This is a genomic window from Pseudomonas sp. SJZ103 (assembly GCF_007828335.1).
In the GTDB taxonomy this organism is placed as follows: Bacteria; Pseudomonadota; Gammaproteobacteria; order Pseudomonadales; family Pseudomonadaceae; genus Aquipseudomonas.
In genome coordinates, this window is sequence record NZ_VIUN01000022.1 from 64,544 (window position 1) to 82,340 (window position 17,797).

Sequence of the window (17,797 nt, forward strand, 5' to 3'; positions counted from 1 at the left end):
GCGTGCGGTTTTTTCTTTAGCGCTGATGAAAAGTAAGCTCTGAAGCAAAGTGTCGTCATTAGAAAAAGGAGAGTGCTGTGTCGCGTAGACGCGTCGTAGTCACCGGTATGGGTATGTTGTCGCCACTGGGTACGGATGTGCCGAGCAGTTGGCAGGGCATTCTGGCTGGCCGCAGTGGTATTGGTCTGATCGAACATACGGACCTTTCTGCCTATTCCACCCGTTTTGGCGGCTCGGTAAAGGGGTTCAATGTCGAGGAATATCTCTCGATCAAAGAGTCCCGCAAGCTCGACCTGTTCATTCAATACGGCCTGGCAGCCGGTTTTCAGGCAGTGCGTAACGCTGGCCTGGAAGTGACCGACGCCAACCGTGAGCGCATCGGCGTGGCAATGGGTTCGGGTATTGGCGGTTTGACCAATATCGAAGAAACCAGCCGCACGCTGCACGAATCCGGGCCCCGTCGAATTTCACCGTTCTTCGTGCCTGGCTCGATCATCAATATGATTTCCGGTTTCCTGTCCATCCACTTGGGTGCGCAGGGGCCTAACTACGCCATTGCTACGGCGTGCACCACGGGTACCCACTGCATCGGTATGGCGGCGCGTAACATCGCCTATGACGAAGCCGACGTGATGATCGCCGGTGGTGCTGAGATGGCGGCCTGCGGCCTGGGAATGGGCGGCTTCGGCGCCTCCCGTGCACTGTCGACCCGCAATGACGAGCCGACCCGTGCCAGCCGCCCGTGGGACAAAGGCCGTGACGGCTTTGTACTGGCCGACGGTGCCGGTGCCCTGGTACTCGAAGAGTTGGAGCACGCCAAGGCGCGTGGTGCCACCATCTATGCCGAGTTAATCGGGTTTGGCATGAGCGGCGACGCCTATCACATGACCTCGCCACCGTCCGACGGTGCCGGCGCTGCGCGTTGCATCACCAACGCCTTGCGCGATGCCAAGGTCAATGCAGATCAGGTGCAATACATCAATGCCCATGGCACCTCGACCCCGACTGGCGATTTGGCGGAAGCCGAAGCCATCAAGTCGGTGTTCGGCGAACACGCCTACAAGCTGGCGGTCAGCTCCACCAAGTCCATGACCGGCCACCTGTTGGGTGCGGCGGGCGCTGTAGAAGCGATCTTCAGTGTGATGGCCATCAAGGACCAGGTCGCTCCGCCGACCATCAACCTCGATGAGCCGGACGAAGGCTGCGACCTGAACTTCGTGCCGCATGAGCCGCAACAGATGCCGATCGACGTTGCGATCTCCAACTCGTTCGGCTTCGGTGGCACCAACGGTTCCCTGGTGTTCCGCCGGTTCGCCGGGTGATGCACAGCTGGGTCGACGGTCAGCCAGCGGACAGCGTGCCCCTGAAAGATCGCGGCCTGGCGTACGGTGACGGCCTGTTCGAGACCGTCGCCGTCAAGGCCGGGCAGCCCGTGCTGCTTGACCGTCACCTGCAACGCCTTGATGAGGGCTGCAGGCGCCTCGCTTTCGTTGTGGATCAAGTGCTGGTCCGCAGCGAAGTGCAGGCCTATGCCGCCGCTCTCGGCGACGGTGTCCTCAAGTTGATCCTCACCCGCGGCGACAGCCTGCGCGGTTATGGCATCAACCCCGAGGCCCCTGTGCGTCGTATCTTGCAGGGCAGTCCGCCTGCGACCTATCCCCCGGCCCATGGAACCGACGGTGTTCGTCTGTTTGCGTGTGCCACCCGCTTGGCCGAGCAGCCGCTGCTGGCCGGTCTCAAGCACCTCAATCGCCTCGAACAGGTGCTCGCCCGTGCTGAATGGCAGGATGCCGAACATGCCGAAGGTTTGATGCTGGATATGTCCGGGCGTGTCATTGAGGGCGTATTCAGCAACCTGTTCCTGGTGCGTAACGGCTTGTTACTAACCGCTGATCTGAATCGTTGCGGCGTTGCAGGCGTCATGCGCGCCGAGATCCTGGCGCAGGCGCAAGCCCTGGGCGTCCCGGTGGCTGTGGCCGACATCAGTCTCGAGCAATTGCGCGAGGCCGACGAAGTCTTCGTATGCAACAGCGTTTATGGCATTTGGCCGGTGCGTGGATGCGCTGCGATGAGCTGGTCGGTTGGGCCGCTCACCCGTAAACTGCAGGGCATTGTTCGCGCGCTATTGGATATTTGAGTTGATACGAAAACTGGTTGTACTGCTGCTGATCGGTCTGTTCTCGGCGGCTTTGCTGTTGGGGTTTTCCGCATGGAAATACGACGCTGCCTTGAAGCAGCCGTTGAATCTGACCCAGGAGCAATTGCTCGATGTTCCGGCAGGGGCGACGCCCACCGGGACCTTCAATCGCCTGGAAGCCGATGGCGTGCTCGACGGCGCGTTCTGGTTGCGCCTGTATTGGCGCTTCAACCTCGACGGCCAACCGCTGCACAGCGGTGAATACCGCATGACCCCCGGCATGACCGCCGAAGGCCTGATCGGCCTGTGGCAGCGCGGCGAAGTGGTGCAATACAGCCTGACGCTGGTGGAGGGCTGGAATTTCCGTCAGGTGCGTTCGGCACTGGCCAAGCATGAAAAGATCGTGCAGACCCTGTCGGGCCTGAGTGACAGTGAAGTGATGGACAAGCTCGGCCATCCCGGCGTGTTCCCCGAAGGGCGGTTCTTCCCGGATACCTACCGCTTCGTGCGCGGCATGACCGATGTCGAGTTCCTGAAGAAAGCCTATAACCGCCTGGATGATGTGCTCGCCCAGGAGTGGAGCAAGCGCGCTGCCGATGCGCCCTATACCGACCCCTATCAAGCCTTGATCATGGCCTCCCTGGTGGAGAAAGAGACCGGTGTGCCGGAAGAGCGCGGGCAGATCGCCGGGGTATTCGTGCGCCGCCTGAAGATCGGCATGCTGCTGCAGACCGACCCGACCGTGATCTACGGGCTGGGCGAGCGCTATAACGGCAAGTTGACCCGTGCGCACCTCAAGGAAGCCAACCCCTACAACACCTACATGGTTGCCGGTCTGCCGCCGACACCCATCGCCATGGTCGGCCGCGAGGCGATCCATGCCGCGTTGAACCCGGTGCCGGGCAGCAGCCTGTATTTCGTCGCCCGTGGCGACGGTAGCCATATTTTCTCCGATGACCTGGGTGCGCATAATGCCGCCGTGCGTGAGTTCCAGCTCAAGCGCCGTGCCGATTACCGCTCAAGCCCGGCACCGATGGTCAAACCGCCGGAAGACGTAACGCCGCCTGCTGATGCACCCGCCGAGCCCGCGTCGGATGCCGCCGCGCCGCAAAGCCCGCAATGACTCTGACTAAGGACTGCCTGTGACTGGCTTGTTTATTACCCTGGAAGGCCCCGAAGGCGCCGGCAAAAGCACCAACCGCGATTACCTGGCCGGGCGCTTGCGCGCTGAAGGTGTCGAGGTGGTGTTGACCCGTGAGCCCGGCGGTACGCCACTGGCCGAGCGCATCCGTGAAGTGTTGCTGGCCCCAGGCGAAGAACAGATGAACCCGGACACCGAGCTCCTGCTGGTGTTCGCTGCCCGTGCCCAGCACCTGGCCGAGGTGATTCGCCCGGCCCTGGCCCGTGGTGCCGTGGTGATCTGCGACCGTTTCACCGATTCCACTTATGCCTACCAGGGCGGTGGCCGAGGCTTGTCCCTGGCGCGTATCGCTACCCTTGAGACCTTTGTGCAAGGAGACTTGCGCCCTGACCTGACAGTGCTGTTCGACCTGCCGGTGGAAGTGGGCATGGCCCGCGCGAGCGCCCGTGGGCGTCTCGATCGTTTCGAACTGGAAGGCCAGGGGTTTTTCGATGCTGTGCGCAGCGCGTTCCTCAAGCGCGCCGAGGCTGAACCGGCGCGCTACCACCTGCTGGACGCGGCCCAGCCATTGACGCAAGTGCAGCAGGCCATCGACGCCCTGTTGCCCAAGCTGTTGGAGCGCGCCCGTGGCTGAAGCCTACCCATGGCAGGACAGTCTCTGGCAGCAGTTGGCCGGACGCGCACAGCACGCCCACGCTTATCTGCTGCACGGGCCGATCGGTATTGGTAAACGTGATCTGGCTGAGCGACTCATGGCCAGTTTGCTGTGCCAGCGCCCGGTCAACCTTGAAGCCTGCGGCGAGTGCAAATCCTGCCTGTTGCTCAAGGCCGGCAGCCACCCGGACAATTACCTGCTCGAACCCGAGGAAGCCGATAAGGCGATCAAGGTCGACCAGGTGCGTGACCTCGTCAGTTTCGTGGTGCAGACCGCGCAGATGGGCGGGCGCAAAGTCGTATTGATCGAGCCGGTGGAGGCGATGAACATCAACGCCGCCAATGCCTTGCTCAAGAGCCTGGAGGAACCCTCCGGCGACACGGTGTTGTTGCTGGTGAGTCACCAGTCCAGCCGCTTGTTGCCGACCATTCGCAGCCGTTGCGTACAGCAGGCCTGCCCGTTGCCGAGCGAAGCCATGAGCCTGCAATGGCTGGCGAAGGCGCTGCCGGATTGCTCCGAAGAGGAACGGGTCGAGTTGCTGACCCTGGCGGCCGGTTCCCCGCTGGCGGCCGTCAAGCTGCAAGCCCAGGGCGTACGTGAGCAACGCGCCCTGGTTGTGGATGGGGTGAAAAAACTGCTCAAACAAGAGCTGTCCGCCACCCAGTTGGCCGAAAGTGCCTGGAAGGACATTCCCTTGCTGCTGCTGTTCGACTGGTTCTGTGATTGGTCGAGCCTGATCCTGCGCTACCAGTTGACCCAGGATGAAAACGGCCTGGGCTTGCCGGACATGCGCAAGGTGGTGCAATACCTCGCGCAGAAAAGTGCCCAGGACAAGGTACTGACTATCCAGGACTGGATCCTCGCCCAGCGCCAGAAGGTGCTCGGCAAGGCCAACCTCAACCGCGTGCTGTTGCTTGAAGCGCTGCTGGTGCAGTGGGTTGGCTTGCTCGGCCGGCGTTAATTTCCTTGGCCGACGGGTGTATCGTTGGCCAGACACTTTCCGTGACTTAAGTCGTAATTTCCTATGCTTGTAGATTCCCACTGCCACCTTGATCGCCTTGACCTCACCCAGCACGGCGGCTCCCTTGATGCTGCCCTCGACGCTGCACGCCAGCGTGGGGTAGGGCATTTCCTATGCATTGGCGTCAGCGCCGAAAATGCTGCTGACGTCAAAGGCCTGGCCGAGCGTTATGCCGATGTGGATTGCTCGGTGGGTATCCACCCGCTGGACCTCAAGCCCGGCGAAGCCCCGGCCCTCGACTGGCTGCTGGGCGAACTCAATCACCCGCGCGTGGTGGCCATCGGCGAAACCGGCCTGGACTACCATTACGAACCGGAAGCCGCCGAGTTGCAGCAGGCCTCGTTTCGCTTGCATTTGCAGGCCGCCCGGCAAACCGGCAAACCGGTGATCGTCCACACCCGTGGCGCCCGTGCCGATACCCTTGCCCTGTTGCGCGAAGCCGCGTTGCCCCAAGCCGGCGTGTTGCATTGCTTTACCGAGGATTGGGACATGGCCAGGGCCGCACTCGACCTGGGTTTCTATATTTCCTTGTCGGGCATTGTCACGTTCCGCAATGCCGATGCCCTGCGCGACGTGGCGCGCCAGGTCCCGGCGGATCGCCTGCTGGTGGAAACCGATTCGCCGTACCTGGCGCCGATTCCCCATCGTGGCAAACCGAACCTGCCTGAATATGTACGGGATGTGGCGGATTACCTGGCCATGCTGCGCGGTGAGTCCTATGAGCGCTTTGCCGAGCAGACCACCGAAAACTTCAAGCGCCTCTTCCCTCTGGCCCATGTAGTTGCCTGACACGACTGAATCGCAGGCAAAAAAAACCCGGGTTCTGGGGGGTGAATCCGGGTTAAGACCATTAGGAGTAAAACAAGGGCACACAGTCCGTCGGTACCCAGGTCGGCGCTTCACTTGGGGGAGATGTCACGCCGACAGTTCAAGTATTGATCAGTATCTGATTCAGTCCAGTCACGACTGATCGTTTTTTAAACAGATTTGGAATACATGCGCTTCGCTTGAGTTCTCATTGGGCGGGTGCACGGGCGCAGTTGTTGCGTTTTATTTCTGACTGATAGGCATGAAATCGTTGGCGCTCTGAAAGTAAAGTGCAGGGCGGGTTCACATAGACGTTGCCCAACGACCGTTCAGTCGGGATAATCCCTCGCACTGGGTAAATCGTATCGCCATGTATTTGTGGCCCTGCGCAACCCTCCCTATTCCGACCTTTGCAGACCTCTTCCTCATGCACAAAGAACCCCGTAAGGTCCGTGAGTTTCGCCGCCGTGAGCAGGAAATTCTCGACACCGCACTCAAGTTGTTCCTCGAACAAGGCGAAGACAGCGTCACCGTCGAGATGATCGCGGATGCCGTGGGTATCGGCAAAGGCACGATCTACAAACACTTCAAGTCCAAGGCCGAGATCTACCTGCGCCTGATGCTCGACTATGAGCGCGACTTGAACGAGCTGCTGCATTCGGCCGATGTCGACAAGGACAAGGAAGCGCTGTCCCGTGCCTACTTCGAGTTCCGTATGCGGGACCCACAGCGCTACCGTCTGTTTGACCGCCTGGAAGAGAAGGTGGTCAAGGGCCATCAAGTGCCGGAGATGGTCGAGGAGCTGCACAAGATCCGCGCCTCGAACTTCGAACGCCTGACCCTGCTGATCAAGGGGCGCATCAGCGAAGGCAAGCTTGAAGACGTACCACCGTACTTCCACTACTGCGCTGCATGGGCCTTGGTGCACGGCGCCGTGGCGCTGTACCACTCGCCGTTCTGGAGCAATGTGCTGGAAGATCAGGAAGGCTTCTTCCAGTTCCTGATGGACATCGGTGTGCGCATGGGCAACAAGCGTAAACACAGCAGCGAGCCAGCACTGGTTGAAGCGGCCCCCGTCGAAACCCCAGCCACGTAACGATTTACTGCCAGGCGCAGTAACCCAGGAATATACTCAGGCAAGGATCTTGCTAAAAGCTGATTTATCAGTCAGTTTTCAGTGCGCCCGAATCTTCCTCTGCCGGAGTGATCCATGATCGTTGATCGTCAAGGCAGGCGTTTTCGCAATTTGCGGATCAGCCTGACCTCAGCCTGCAATTACGCGTGTACCTACTGCGTGCCGAACGGCAAGCGGCTGGTGGCTGCCCAGGACGAACTCTCGGCGGAGGCCATGGCCCGTGGCGTGGCCTACCTGATCGAGGCGGCGGGTATCGACCGCTTGCGCATCACCGGCGGCGAACCGCTGGTCAGCCCCAAGCTGGAAGCCTTCATGGGCGCAGTGGGCGGCATGGGCCTCAGCGATATCAGCCTGACCACCAACGGCCAGTTGCTGGCGCGCAAACTGCCGCTGCTGGTGGATGCCGGCATCCGCCGTATCAACGTCTCCCTCGACACCCTGGATGCCGATGCCTTTCGCAGCATCGCCCGTGGCGGCGACCTGGCCACCGTGCTCGATGGTATGGACCAGGCCCGCGCCGCCGGGATCAAGATCAAGGTCAACATGGTGCCGTTGCGCGGCCAGAACCTCGACCAGGTGATGCCGCTGCTCGACTACTGCCTGGAGCGTGGTTACGAGCTGCGTTTTATCGAGTTGATGCGCATGGGCCACCTGGCCAAGGACTCCAATGCATTCCTGCAGCAGTTCGTCAGCCTGCAACAACTGCTCAGCCTGATCGGCGAACATCACGAATACCTGCAAGCCAACGCTCCCGTGGATGCCACGGCGGTGCGCTACGAAGTGCCGGGCAAAGGCTTCTTTGGCGTGATCGCCAACGAAAGCGTGCCGTTCTGCCGTACCTGTTCACGGCTGCGGTTGTCGTCGACCGGCTGGCTGCATGGCTGCCTGTCGTCGAGCAACCGTCACTACGTCGGCGACCTGTTGGACAAGCCCCGCCACCAGGCGCTGCCGGCCCTGCAAGGCCTGCTGATGAAGGCCCTGGGCGACAAACAGGAAGTGGCCTTCTCCGGCGGCGCGACGGTCATGAAGATCATCGGCGGCTGACCCTATCCCCAAGATTACACATCACCCAATGTGGGAGGCGGCAAACCCCCTCCCACATTTAGTTCTGCGTTGTTTCCAAATGGCGCGGATTCTGCATCTCGTGGCCATTCGCCGGTTTTCCGTCACCGGCTTCTGGAGGATTAGGATGCGTAGTCTGGTTTTGTTGCTGGCGTCGTTGACGCTGAGTGGTTGCATGACCGTCAGCGATATGGCCGAAGGCACCCGTTATCAGATGAGCGACGCCGGGCTGCTGGACCACAGCGATACTCGTCGTACCGCCTCGGTGCGCATACAGCCGGATTCCTTTGTCTTTATTGCCCAGGGCGCCTTCGTACCGCCCGGCAGCGCCTACCCGCGGCCGAACGTGGTGGCCGAGGAAGCCTTCAACGGTTTCGTCGAATACTTCCCCATGGTGCGTCGCGCTCGTCAGCCGGAAGGCCTCGAGCAGGCGATGGCCGAAGCCCGTGCGGCGGGTGCCCACTACCTGCTGTACTGCCGCTTCGCCAAGGCCGATGACCGTATCGGCAACGCCGACGAATGGGCTGATCAAGAGGCGCTGGACCGGCTTGGCCTGGACAACGGGGTGATCCAGATCATGTTGATCGAGACCAGCACCCAGTATTTGATTGATACTGCACGTATTCGCAGTCGTGGCGGTTTACTGACGTTCCACGACAACAAGCCAGAAGATCTGATTGCCCGCCCCTTGGCGCAGTACGCCCGAGGCCTGCTGGGCATGGGCGATCAGTAACACCAAGGAGAACACCATGACCGATTCCGCCAAGGCCAACGATCTGTTGGCACAGTTGCCCAAGGGCAAGGGACCGGCGCCGGTGCATCTGTGGAACCCGGATTTCTGCGGCAATATCGACATGCGGATCGCCCGTGACGGCACCTGGTTCTATCAGGGCACGCCGATCGGGCGTAAGCCGATGGTCAAGTTGTTCTCCACTATTATCCGCCGCGACGGCGATGATTACTTCCTGATCACTCCCGTGGAAAAAGTCGGTATCACCGTCGATGATGCGCCCTTTGTCGCGGTTACTCTCGACGTCGAAGGGCAGGGCGAAAGCCAGGTGTTGCGCTTCACCACCAACGTCGACGAACAGATCGAAGCCGATATTGAGCATCCACTGCGGGTGGTGATCGACCCCGTCACCCAGGAGCCGTCCCCCTATCTGCGCGTGCGTACCAACCTTGAAGCCCTGGTGCATCGCAATGTGTTCTACCAATTGGTGGAGTTGGCAGTGAGCCGTCCGATCAACGGTCAGACCTGGCTTGGCGTATGGAGCGGCGGCGAATTTTTCCGCATTGGCCTGGAACCCTGAGCCCGATTTTTTTCATCTCCCTGAAATAATTCCCTTGCTGCAAATGACCGCTTTCGGTTATCAATTTGTACATGATTAGACATGTCCGATTTGATAAGAAAAAACGCGTCGTCGACGAGCTCATCCGCCGTATCGAGGGTGGGGTGATGGCCGACGGTTTCCTGTTGCCGGGCGAGCATCAACTGGCTGAAGAGTTTGCGGTCAGCCGGGGCACGCTGCGTGAAGCCCTCGCCGAACTCAAAAGGCGCAATTACATCGCGACCCAGAGCGGCGTGGGCTCTATCGTCACGTTTGATGGCATCGCGCTCGATCAAACCAGCGGCTGGGCCCAGGCCCTGGCGGACACCGGGGCTCTGGTGACCACCGATATTCTGCGCCTGGAAGCGACGACGCGCTCCGATCTGTTCAGCCGGTTCGGCACCGACCAATTTATCGCCCTCGACCGCCGTCGACGGACGACTGATGGCACGGCCGTTTCCCTTGAGCGCTCGTTGATGCCCGCGTCCGGTGGCCTGGAAGGCCTGCCCCGCGTTGGCCTGATCGACAATTCCCTGACCATCACCCTGGCAGCCTACGGTTACGTCGGTGCCGAAGGTGACCAATGGATCGGCGCCGAGCCCCTTGGCGATGAAGACGCCGAGTTGCTTGGCCGCCCGGTGGGCACGGTGTTTCTCAAGGCCTCGCGCACCACCTACGATCGCCGCGAGCGCTTCATGGAGTACGTCGAAAGCCTGCTCGACCCTCTGCACTTTCGCCTGCACCTGCAGTTTGGATCTTCGAAATGACCCCGAATAGCCGCGCCCTCGGCGCTTTCTACGGTCTGGCGTTGGGCGATGCCCTGGGCATGCCCACCCAATCCCTGAGCCGTGAGCAAGTGCAACAGCGTTTCGGTGCCATTACCGGCCTGGAAGATGCCGACGCCGACCAACCCATCGCGCCCAATATGCCGGCGGGCTCCATCACCGATGACACCGAGCAAGCGATCCTGGTGGGTGAGCTGCTGGTCGAGGGCCAAGGCAAGATCGACCCCACCGTGCTTGCCCGGCGCCTGATCGATTGGGAAGCGGTGATGCGCGCCAAGGGCTCCCAGGATTTGCTCGGCCCCTCCACCAAGCGTGCAATCGACATGATCCTCAACGGCCATACCCCGGAAGAGTCCGGGCGCTACGGCACCACCAATGGCGCCGCCATGCGTATCACTCCCGTGGGGATCGCCGCCAATGTCAGCGACCCGGCGCGATTTATCCAGGCGGTGATCCAGGCCTGCCAGGTCACCCACAACACCACCCTGGGCATTTCCAGCGCAGCGGCAGTGGCGGCGGTGGTGTCCGCGGGCATCAATGGTGTGGACTTGGGTGAAGCCTTGAATATCGGCACCCAGGTGGCTCAACAGGCGGAAGGCCATGGCCATTGGATTGCCGGCGGGCGCATCTCCACCCGCATCAGTTGGGCACGCACCCTGAGCGTCGGCAGCGGCGACAAAGCCCTGTTCGCCGACCTGCTGTATGAATTGATCGGCACCTCCGTCGCCTCCCAGGAGTCGGTGGTGGTGTCATTTGCCCTCGCCCAGCAAGTGGCGGTGGGGGCCATGAACGCGTTCGAAGCCCTGTGCCTGGCCGCGAGCCTGGGCGGCGATACCGACACGATTGCCGCGATGCTCGGCGCGATGCTCGGTGCCTGCCTCGGCCTGCAGTGCTGGCCCGAATCGATGATCGAACAGGTCAAGCAGGTCAATGGCCTGGATCTGCAGCCGCTGGTTCAAGGCTTGCTCGAATTGCGCTGAGTCAGGAAGACCGGGATACCGATTCAACTTGCATATCTGCCACAACCACAAAAATACAGGCACCAGGAGCACGTCTCATGAGCAGTACTTCTTCCGGCCAAAGTGCCGGGCAATTGGAAACCCGCGGTATTGAACCGGTCCCTGAAGGCGAGTGCAACGGCCATCCGCTGCAACTGTTCTGGGTGTGGTTCGCCGCCAATATCAGCATCCTCGGCCTGCCCCTCGGCGCCACCCTTGTGGCGTTTCGCGGCCTGGCCATCTGGCAGGCAATTATCGTCGCGATCCTCGGCGCCGCCGGCTCTTTCGCCGTGGTGGGCATCATCTCCATCGCTGGCCGTCGCGGTCGTGCGCCCAGCCTGACCTTGTCCCGCGCCATCTTCGGCGTGCGCGGCAATATCGGCCCGACGCTGGTGTCGTTGATGTCGCGCCTGGGCTGGGAAACCGTCAACACCACCACGGCTGCCTTCGTGTTGCTGTCGTTGTGTTCGATTCTGTTCGGCTCTGCGGTCGAGGCGAAAAGCGCACCGGTCCTTACCCTGATATTCATCGGCATTTTTGTGTTGCTGACGTTGGCCGTTTCGGGCCTGGGCCACGCCACCTTGCTGGTGATCCAGAAGTGGGCCACCTACGTGTTCGGCGCGTTGAATATCCTGGTGGGCGGTTTCCTCTGCGCCACCATCGACTGGAGCGCGGTGTTCAATGCCACCCCGGCTCCCCTGAGCGCGATGATCATCGGCGTTGGCACCATGGCCGCCGGTACCGGTATCGGCTGGGCCAACGCCGGTGCCGACATGTCGCGCTACCAGCACCGCAGCGTCACAGCCGTGCGCCTGGTGGCGTCGGCGGCATTTGGTGCGGGCATTCCGCTGGTGCTGCTGATCACCTTCGGCGGCCTGCTGTCGGTGGGCAACAATGACCTGGCCTCGGCCACTGACCCGATCATTGCGATCCGCGACATGCTGCCGACCTGGATGGCGGTGCCGTACCTGATCACCGCGTTCGGCGGGCTGTTGCTGTCGAACAACCTGTCGGTGTATTCGGCCGGCCTGACCACCTTGACCCTCGGCCTGAAGGTCAAGCGCGTGCATGCGGTGATCGTCGACATCGTGGCGATCTTCGCAGGCTCCATTTATTTCATGCTGATCGCCGACAGTTTCTACGGCCCGTTCATCACCTTCATCTCGTTGCTGGCGGTGCCGATCACCGCGTGGGTCGGGATCTTCGTGGTCGACCTGATCCATCGTCATTACTACAGCCCCAAGGACCTGCTGGACGTGAGCCCAAGCAGCGCCTACTGGTATCGCGGCGGTGTGGAATGGCGTGCATTCGGCGCCTGGGCCGTGGCCATCGTGCTGGGTTTCAGCTTCACCACCATCGGCACCACCGCCGAGAACATCTGGTTCGCCGGGCCGTTGTCCGACTCCTGGCTTGGCCACAATGGCCTGGGCTGGATCGTCACCTTCCTGGTTGCCGGTGGGATTTATGCGGTACTGGGCGGCGCGGCTGACCGTCGTCCGGCGTTAGTCGAGAGCCCCAATGTCTAGATTGCTGCACACGGGCCAGGTCATCGTCGACCTGGTCATGGCCCTCGACACCTTGCCCGCGACCGGCGGCGACGTGCTGGCCAAGTCCGCCAGCTTCGAAGCCGGCGGGGGCTTCAATGTGATGGCGGCGGCGCGGCGCAATGGCTTGCCGGTGGTCTATCTGGGCCGTCATGGCAATGGCCGCTTCGGCGACCTGGCCCGCGCGGCGATGCAGGCCGAGGGCATTGAAATGGCCCTGGCGGCCAGCAGCGGAAAGGACACCGGTTTGTGCGTGTCCCTGACCGAGGCCACTACCGAGCGCACCTTTATTTCCCATATCGGCGCCGAGGGTGAACTGAGTGCCGAGGACCTGGCCAATGTTGTGCCGCATCCGGATGACTATGTGTATGTCAGTGGCTACAGCCTGCTCCTGGAGGGTAAGGCCCATCCACTGATCGACTGGCTGCTGGCATTGCCCCGGGAAATCGCGGTGGTGTTCGACCCGGGCCCGTTGGTCAAGGCACCGGATTCGCCCCTGATGCGTGTGCTGTTGCCACGTATCGATATCTGGACCAGCAATGGTCCTGAAGCCTTGGCGTTCACTGGCACGGCAGACATTGCAGCTGCGTTGCCGGCGCTCAGCCAGCACCTACCCGTCGAGGCGCTGCTGGTGGTGCGCGACGGCCCCAATGGCTGCTGGGTGGGACGTGCAGGTCAGATCGAGCATGTACCCGGCTTCAAGGTGCAGGCGGTGGACAGCAATGGCGCGGGGGATGCACATGCAGGGGTGTTTATTGCGGGATTGGCGGGTGGTTTGAAACCTGCCGCGGCAGCACAGCGGGCGAACGCCGCGGCAGCTCTGGCGGTGACACGGTGGGGGCCGGCAACTTCCCCAGGCGCCGCCGAAGTCGACGCATTACTTACAGAATAAACGCGGGCAAAAATGTGGGAGCGAGCAAGCCCACTCCCACATCTGGTTTTGCACGAGTGCTACTGGCGTGTCTCACCTTCGAGCTTGCGCGCCTCGTCCACACCCGACGCTGTCAACTTGATCGGCAAATTCAGTGAGTACTCACCGGCATCGTCGGTGGTCACATGCCCATCCTTGATGAGCCCGCGGTCCTGCAGAAATGCCAATACACTGGCAACCTCTTTTTCGCCACGGTAGTTGTCCAGCACTTCCTTGCCCAAGCCTTGCGGATGGGCGTGCAGCAGGCGGGTGAGGACTTCTTTCTCAAGGTTTCTATCGACGTTCATGCGTACCTCTTCACAGGGAAATGGTCGGGTGTCGGTGTTGCTATCGATGGATCAAGGTGCAGGCTGTTTCGGCGCGCCAGGGACGTTCGAGTCGTCGCCCTTGTTGATATTGGGTTGATTGATCGCCGGGCCCATTTTGCCGTTGCCGACGGCAGGCGGTGCCTGGCGTTGGGTGTCATTGCCCTGGGTACGAGGGTCAGCACCGGGTTGGATAATCGCACCGCCATTGGTGTCGAGGCCGGTACCCATGGATTTCTGGGACTCAGTGGTGGCGTCAGGTGTTGGATCGGTCGGTCCGGTGGACGAGCTGGCAGCAAAGGCGCTCAGCGACGCGGCAGACAACAGACCCGAGAGGGCGAGGGCAGCAAACGTGGAATGCTTCATGAGGGTTTCTCCCTAGGATTAATGTCCTTACCCTTTATTGGTCAGCCGCCGTTTGCGGATCGTGCCTTGAGGACGACGAACGGTATCAACCCACCTGTAAGATTTTATGTGACGCTGCTTGGCGCCAAGCCAGGCGCGCCAGGCTGATCAACCAATTGCCCAAGGCCACGGCCAGCACGCTGAGCATCAGCGCCGGGAGGCCGAAATCGACGATGATCCAGCCCGCCAGCCACGGAAAGCCGAATACCCCGACAAAATACGCCAGGCTAAACAACAGCAGTGCCTGGGACGTAGTGCCGGCGGGTGCCTCGTTGGCCACCAGCCCGTTGATCACCGAATACGTCAGGCCATAACCGACGCCCAAGGTCACGGCCGCCAACAGGTAGCTGGCGTTGCCGCTGACCCCAAAGGCAAACAGCAGGATCGACCCCAGCATCACGCCGGAGAGCACACAGGCGCTCACATAGGCATCACGCTTGACCACGTAGCCGGCTATCAGCAGGCGACTGGAAATGGCCGCACTCACGAACCCTGTGAAGAACAGCGAATAATCCAGGCCGTGGGCCGCTGCGTAGCTGGTCTGGAACGAAGACAAACCACCAAACACGCACCCTCCGAGGCCCACCATGACAATCGCAAACACGGCCCGTGAAGACAGCACGCGGCAACACGCTCCCCAGGATATTTTCGACACCGGCGCCATTGCGTGGCGCTTGAGCGCCGTGCCCAATTGCCAGAACACCAGCACCCCGACCAGGCTGGCCAGCGCGGCGATGTAGAAGGCGCTGGTCAGGGGCAGGTCCAGCGCATTGGCGGCGCGTCCCAGCAAAGGCCCCGCACCGATGCCGCTCATCATGCTGCCCGACAGCAACGCAAAATATTTGGCCCGTTGCCGGGGCTCCACCAGCATGGCCACGATGATCGGGCCCAAGGTATAGAACACGCCCCAGCCAAGCCCCAGGGACAACCCGAACAGCATCAGGCCCTCGCCAAATCCCGGCATCAACGCAAAACCCAGGCACGCCACCACCAGCAATACACCCATCCCCGCAACGGCCCGCGCCGCCCCCAACGCATCGGCCAAATGACCGGAAAGCAGCACCGCGACAAAAGTGCTGAGCATCGCGGCGCAGATCACGCTGCCGGCGTCGTGTTCGTTGCCACCGCGTGCATGAATCAGCAATGACAACAGAAAGGTCGAGCCGTAGGATAGCGACAGCAGGAAGCTGGCAAGGCAGAACAGGGCAAACAGCTGGGTGCTCACCGGGGACTTGGAGTGCATGGGGCCGCCTGGAGGTGGTTGGATTTATGGTCCCTTGTTTAACATGTACGCTGATTGGGTTTGTTCTGTGGTTGCTGGTCCTTGCATTACTGCTGGCCGGAGTAACGTGGCAACCCACGAAATTGCACTGCAACCAGTCATCAAAGCGCCTTAATATGTGTGCTTTGACATTGCCCAAGGCTCGCCCATGACCATCGAGATTCGCCCCGCCGTGCCCAGCGATGCTGCGCAAATCCTGACTTTCATCACTGAGTTGGCCGAGTACGAAAAAGCCCGGCATGAAGTGATCGCCAGCGTGGTGGACATCCAGCGCAGCCTGTTCAGCGAGGGCGCCACCGCCCATGGCCTGATCTGCTCGCGGGATGGCTTGCCGATTGGTTTTGCGGTGTTCTTTTTCAGCTATTCCACGTGGCTGGGCAGCAACTGCCTGTACCTCGAAGACCTGTACATCAACCCGGAGCAACGTGGCGGCGGGGCGGGCAAGAAGTTGTTGCGCCACTTGGCGAAGATTGCCTTTGATAACGGTTGCGCGCGCTTCGAATGGAGCGTGCTGGACTGGAACGAGCCGGCGATTGCCTTCTACAAATCCATCGGCGCGCAGCCGCAGGAGGAGTGGGTGCGCTATCGCATGGAAGGTGATGCGCTGCGAGACTTCGCCCTTGGCTGAGGCCACCGTTTTGAAAGCACTGTAGATCAAATGTGGGAGGGGGCTTGCTCCCGATAGCGGTGAATCAGTCAGCCTTTCTGTAGCTGACGTGCCGCTATCGGGAGCAAGCCCCCTCCCACATTATTTTTTGATTTTGCTCACTATGTGGGATGCAAATTTATATATTGAGATATTTCAAATGATGGGTTTATAGTCCTCTGCATCAGCACTCACTGCCAAAAATAAAACAGGTGAAGCGATGCAGGCTCAACCGTTGTCATTACCCGCCGTGCCCGAGCCAACCTACGGCGAGCGGCTGAAGAACAAGGTGGTGATCATCACCGGCGCCGCTCAGGGCATTGGTGAGGCGATCGTCGCGTGTTTCCAGGCCCAGCAGGCACGCCTGGTGATCGCTGATATCCAGGGCGAAAAGGTCGAGAAAGTCGCCGCCCACTGGCGCGAACGCGGCGCCGAGATCTACGCGCAGCCGGTCGATATCACCTCCAAAGAGCAATGGCTGGCGCTGGTCAATGTGGCCATTGAGCGCTTCGGCCGGGTGGATGTACTGGTCAACTGTGCCGGCGTCAACGTGTTCCGCGACCCGTTGGAGATGAGCGACGAAGACTGGCGTCGTTGCTTCGCCATCGACCTCGACGGCGCCTGGTACGGCTGCCGCACGGTGCTGCCGCACATGATCGAGCAGGGCATCGGCAACATCATCAATATCGCCTCCACCCATTCCAGCCACATCATTCCCGGCTGCTTCCCTTACCCCGTGGCCAAGCACGGCCTGCTCGGCCTTACCCGCGCCCTGGGTATCGAATACGCGCCCAAGGGCATTCGCGTGAATGCCATCGCCCCGGGCTATATCGAAACCCAGCTCAACGTCGACTACTGGAACGGTTTCCCTGACCCCCACGCCGAGCGCCAGCGCGCGTTCGACCTGCACCCGCCCAAGCGCATCGGCCAGCCCATCGAGGTGGCGATGACGGCGCTGTTCCTGGCGACCGACGAGGCGCCCTTTATCAATGCCACCTGCCTGATGATCGATGGCGGGCGGTCTGTGATGTACCACGACTAGAACTTGCCACTCCCAATAACAACAAGAGGTGCCGTTCATGAAAAAAGGAATACGCGTACTGGCAGCTGCCGCCGTGCTCAGCGGCCTCAGTACTTTCGCTTTTGCCGAGGAAGTGAAGATCGGCTTCCTGGTCAAACAGGCCGAGGAGCCGTGGTTCCAGACCGAATGGGCCTTCGCCGAAAAAGCCGGCAAGGAACATGGCTTTACTGTGATCAAGATCGCCGTGCCCGATGGCGAGAAAACCCTCTCGGCCATCGACAGCCTGGCCGCCAACGGCGCCAAGGGCTTTGTCATCTGCCCGCCGGATGTGTCCCTGGGCCCGGCCATCGTCGCCAAGGCCAAAGCCAACGGCTTGAAAGTGATTGCCGTGGATGACCGCTTTGTCGACGCCAAGGGCAACTTCATGGAGGACGTGCCGTACCTGGGCATGGCCGCGTTTGAAGTGGGCCAGAAGCAAGGCGCGGCCATGGCTGCCGAGGCGAAAAAACGCGGTTGGGACTGGAAGGACACCTACGCGGTGATCAACACCTTCAATGAACTCGACACCGGCAAGAAACGCACCGACGGCTCGAT

General features: G+C 61.2%; 20 protein-coding genes. 17 read left to right on the forward strand and 3 right to left on the reverse strand.

Annotated elements, in window-relative coordinates; translation table 11 throughout:
• Positions 1-77: 77 nt before the first annotated feature.
• The 14 genes from fabF (at position 78) to FBY10_RS29935 (ending at position 13,505) form a co-directional block, all read left to right on the forward strand.
• The gene (gene fabF, locus FBY10_RS29870) at positions 78-1,322 is read left to right on the forward strand and encodes a beta-ketoacyl-ACP synthase II (RefSeq protein ID WP_145338700.1); all 1,245 of its coding nucleotides are present in this window, start codon (positions 78-80) and stop codon (positions 1,320-1,322) included.
• Positions 1,322-2,137 carry an aminodeoxychorismate lyase gene (gene pabC, locus FBY10_RS29875; protein WP_145338699.1) on the forward strand — a complete coding sequence of 272 codons (816 nt, stop codon included), beginning with the start codon at positions 1,322-1,324 and terminating at the stop codon, positions 2,135-2,137. The genes fabF and pabC overlap by 1 nt, the downstream gene beginning before the upstream one ends.
• A gap of 1 nt (position 2,138) precedes the next feature.
• Positions 2,139-3,260, forward strand: coding sequence for an endolytic transglycosylase MltG (mltG, locus tag FBY10_RS29880; RefSeq protein ID WP_131697758.1), 1,122 nt, complete (start codon positions 2,139-2,141; stop codon positions 3,258-3,260).
• Between the two features lie 19 nt (positions 3,261-3,279).
• Positions 3,280-3,912, forward strand: a complete 633-nt coding sequence (gene tmk, locus FBY10_RS29885) for a dTMP kinase (RefSeq protein ID WP_145338698.1) — start codon at positions 3,280-3,282, stop codon at positions 3,910-3,912.
• Entirely contained in the window at positions 3,905-4,894 is a 990-nt protein-coding gene (locus FBY10_RS29890) for a DNA polymerase III subunit delta' (RefSeq protein ID WP_145338697.1), read from the forward strand. Before tmk ends, FBY10_RS29890 begins: the two co-directional genes overlap by 8 nt.
• A gap of 63 nt (positions 4,895-4,957) precedes the next feature.
• The gene (locus FBY10_RS29895) at positions 4,958-5,743 is read left to right on the forward strand and encodes a TatD family hydrolase (RefSeq protein WP_145338696.1); all 786 of its coding nucleotides are present in this window, start codon (positions 4,958-4,960) and stop codon (positions 5,741-5,743) included.
• Positions 5,744-6,188: 445 nt separating this feature from the next.
• Entirely contained in the window at positions 6,189-6,857 is a 669-nt protein-coding gene (locus tag FBY10_RS29900) for a TetR/AcrR family transcriptional regulator (RefSeq protein ID WP_027607814.1), read from the forward strand.
• A gap of 114 nt (positions 6,858-6,971) precedes the next feature.
• Positions 6,972-7,940 carry a GTP 3',8-cyclase MoaA gene (locus FBY10_RS29905; protein ID WP_145338695.1) on the forward strand — a complete coding sequence of 323 codons (969 nt, stop codon included), beginning with the start codon at positions 6,972-6,974 and terminating at the stop codon, positions 7,938-7,940.
• Positions 7,941-8,085: 145 nt separating this feature from the next.
• Positions 8,086-8,691 carry a DUF4823 domain-containing protein gene (locus tag FBY10_RS29910; protein WP_027607816.1) on the forward strand — a complete coding sequence of 202 codons (606 nt, stop codon included), beginning with the start codon at positions 8,086-8,088 and terminating at the stop codon, positions 8,689-8,691.
• Positions 8,692-8,707: 16 nt separating this feature from the next.
• Entirely contained in the window at positions 8,708-9,268 is a 561-nt protein-coding gene (locus FBY10_RS29915) for a DUF1285 domain-containing protein (protein WP_131697753.1), read from the forward strand.
• Positions 9,269-9,339: 71 nt separating this feature from the next.
• Positions 9,340-10,053 carry a GntR family transcriptional regulator gene (locus FBY10_RS29920; protein WP_145338694.1) on the forward strand — a complete coding sequence of 238 codons (714 nt, stop codon included), beginning with the start codon at positions 9,340-9,342 and terminating at the stop codon, positions 10,051-10,053.
• A complete protein-coding gene (locus FBY10_RS29925) occupies positions 10,050-11,051 on the forward strand; it encodes an ADP-ribosylglycohydrolase family protein (protein ID WP_131697751.1) in 1,002 nt (333 codons plus the stop codon). The genes FBY10_RS29920 and FBY10_RS29925 overlap by 4 nt, the downstream gene beginning before the upstream one ends.
• A 77-nt stretch (positions 11,052-11,128) precedes the next feature.
• Complete coding sequence (locus FBY10_RS29930) at positions 11,129-12,595, forward strand: cytosine permease (RefSeq protein ID WP_145338693.1); 1,467 nt, start codon at positions 11,129-11,131, stop codon at positions 12,593-12,595.
• Positions 12,588-13,505 carry a PfkB family carbohydrate kinase gene (locus tag FBY10_RS29935; RefSeq protein WP_145338692.1) on the forward strand — a complete coding sequence of 306 codons (918 nt, stop codon included), beginning with the start codon at positions 12,588-12,590 and terminating at the stop codon, positions 13,503-13,505. Before FBY10_RS29930 ends, FBY10_RS29935 begins: the two co-directional genes overlap by 8 nt.
• Before the next feature lie 59 nt (positions 13,506-13,564).
• On the opposite strand, the gene FBY10_RS29940 is transcribed toward FBY10_RS29935, so the two are convergent.
• The 3 genes from FBY10_RS29940 to FBY10_RS29950 form a co-directional block, all read right to left on the reverse strand.
• Positions 13,565-13,831 (reverse strand): hypothetical protein, encoded by a 267-nt coding sequence (locus tag FBY10_RS29940; RefSeq protein ID WP_053140178.1) that lies wholly within the window; start codon positions 13,829-13,831, stop codon positions 13,565-13,567.
• Positions 13,832-13,882: 51 nt separating this feature from the next.
• Positions 13,883-14,215, reverse strand: coding sequence for a hypothetical protein (locus FBY10_RS29945; protein ID WP_131697748.1), 333 nt, complete (start codon positions 14,213-14,215; stop codon positions 13,883-13,885).
• A gap of 85 nt (positions 14,216-14,300) precedes the next feature.
• Positions 14,301-15,497, reverse strand: a complete 1,197-nt coding sequence (locus FBY10_RS29950; RefSeq protein WP_145338691.1) for an MFS transporter — start codon at positions 15,495-15,497, stop codon at positions 14,301-14,303.
• A 187-nt stretch (positions 15,498-15,684) separates the two neighbouring features.
• Here FBY10_RS29950 and FBY10_RS29955 point away from each other — a divergent pair, with 187 nt between their 5' ends.
• The 3 genes from FBY10_RS29955 to FBY10_RS29965 form a co-directional block, all read left to right on the forward strand.
• Positions 15,685-16,164: a GNAT family N-acetyltransferase gene (locus FBY10_RS29955; protein ID WP_027607824.1), complete on the forward strand. Its 480-nt coding sequence runs from the start codon at positions 15,685-15,687 to the stop codon at positions 16,162-16,164.
• A gap of 238 nt (positions 16,165-16,402) precedes the next feature.
• Entirely contained in the window at positions 16,403-17,224 is an 822-nt protein-coding gene (locus FBY10_RS29960) for an SDR family oxidoreductase (RefSeq protein ID WP_145338690.1), read from the forward strand.
• A gap of 37 nt (positions 17,225-17,261) precedes the next feature.
• A partial coding sequence (locus FBY10_RS29965; RefSeq protein WP_145338689.1) for a substrate-binding domain-containing protein occupies positions 17,262-17,797 on the forward strand: 536 nt, incomplete at its 3' end.

Excerpts from the sequence above, each read along its gene's own strand:
- pabC (WP_145338699.1), top strand. The coding sequence starts at position 1,322 with ATGCACAGCTGGGTCGACGGTCAGCCAGCGGACAGCGTGCCCCTGAAA.
- FBY10_RS29895 (WP_145338696.1), top strand. The coding sequence starts at position 4,958 with ATGCTTGTAGATTCCCACTGCCACCTTGATCGCCTTGACCTCACCCAG.
- FBY10_RS29900 (WP_027607814.1), top strand. The coding sequence starts at position 6,189 with ATGCACAAAGAACCCCGTAAGGTCCGTGAGTTTCGCCGCCGTGAGCAG.
- FBY10_RS29905 (WP_145338695.1), top strand. The coding sequence starts at position 6,972 with ATGATCGTTGATCGTCAAGGCAGGCGTTTTCGCAATTTGCGGATCAGC.
- FBY10_RS29910 (WP_027607816.1), top strand. The coding sequence starts at position 8,086 with ATGCGTAGTCTGGTTTTGTTGCTGGCGTCGTTGACGCTGAGTGGTTGC.
- FBY10_RS29915 (WP_131697753.1), top strand. The coding sequence starts at position 8,708 with ATGACCGATTCCGCCAAGGCCAACGATCTGTTGGCACAGTTGCCCAAG.
- FBY10_RS29920 (WP_145338694.1), top strand. The coding sequence starts at position 9,340 with ATGATTAGACATGTCCGATTTGATAAGAAAAAACGCGTCGTCGACGAG.
- FBY10_RS29925 (WP_131697751.1), top strand. The coding sequence starts at position 10,050 with ATGACCCCGAATAGCCGCGCCCTCGGCGCTTTCTACGGTCTGGCGTTG.
- FBY10_RS29930 (WP_145338693.1), top strand. The coding sequence starts at position 11,129 with ATGAGCAGTACTTCTTCCGGCCAAAGTGCCGGGCAATTGGAAACCCGC.
- FBY10_RS29935 (WP_145338692.1), top strand. The coding sequence starts at position 12,588 with ATGTCTAGATTGCTGCACACGGGCCAGGTCATCGTCGACCTGGTCATG.
- FBY10_RS29940 (WP_053140178.1), bottom strand. The coding sequence starts at position 13,831 with ATGAACGTCGATAGAAACCTTGAGAAAGAAGTCCTCACCCGCCTGCTG.
- FBY10_RS29945 (WP_131697748.1), bottom strand. The coding sequence starts at position 14,215 with ATGAAGCATTCCACGTTTGCTGCCCTCGCCCTCTCGGGTCTGTTGTCT.
- FBY10_RS29950 (WP_145338691.1), bottom strand. The coding sequence starts at position 15,497 with ATGCACTCCAAGTCCCCGGTGAGCACCCAGCTGTTTGCCCTGTTCTGC.
- FBY10_RS29955 (WP_027607824.1), top strand. The coding sequence starts at position 15,685 with ATGACCATCGAGATTCGCCCCGCCGTGCCCAGCGATGCTGCGCAAATC.
- FBY10_RS29960 (WP_145338690.1), top strand. The coding sequence starts at position 16,403 with ATGCAGGCTCAACCGTTGTCATTACCCGCCGTGCCCGAGCCAACCTAC.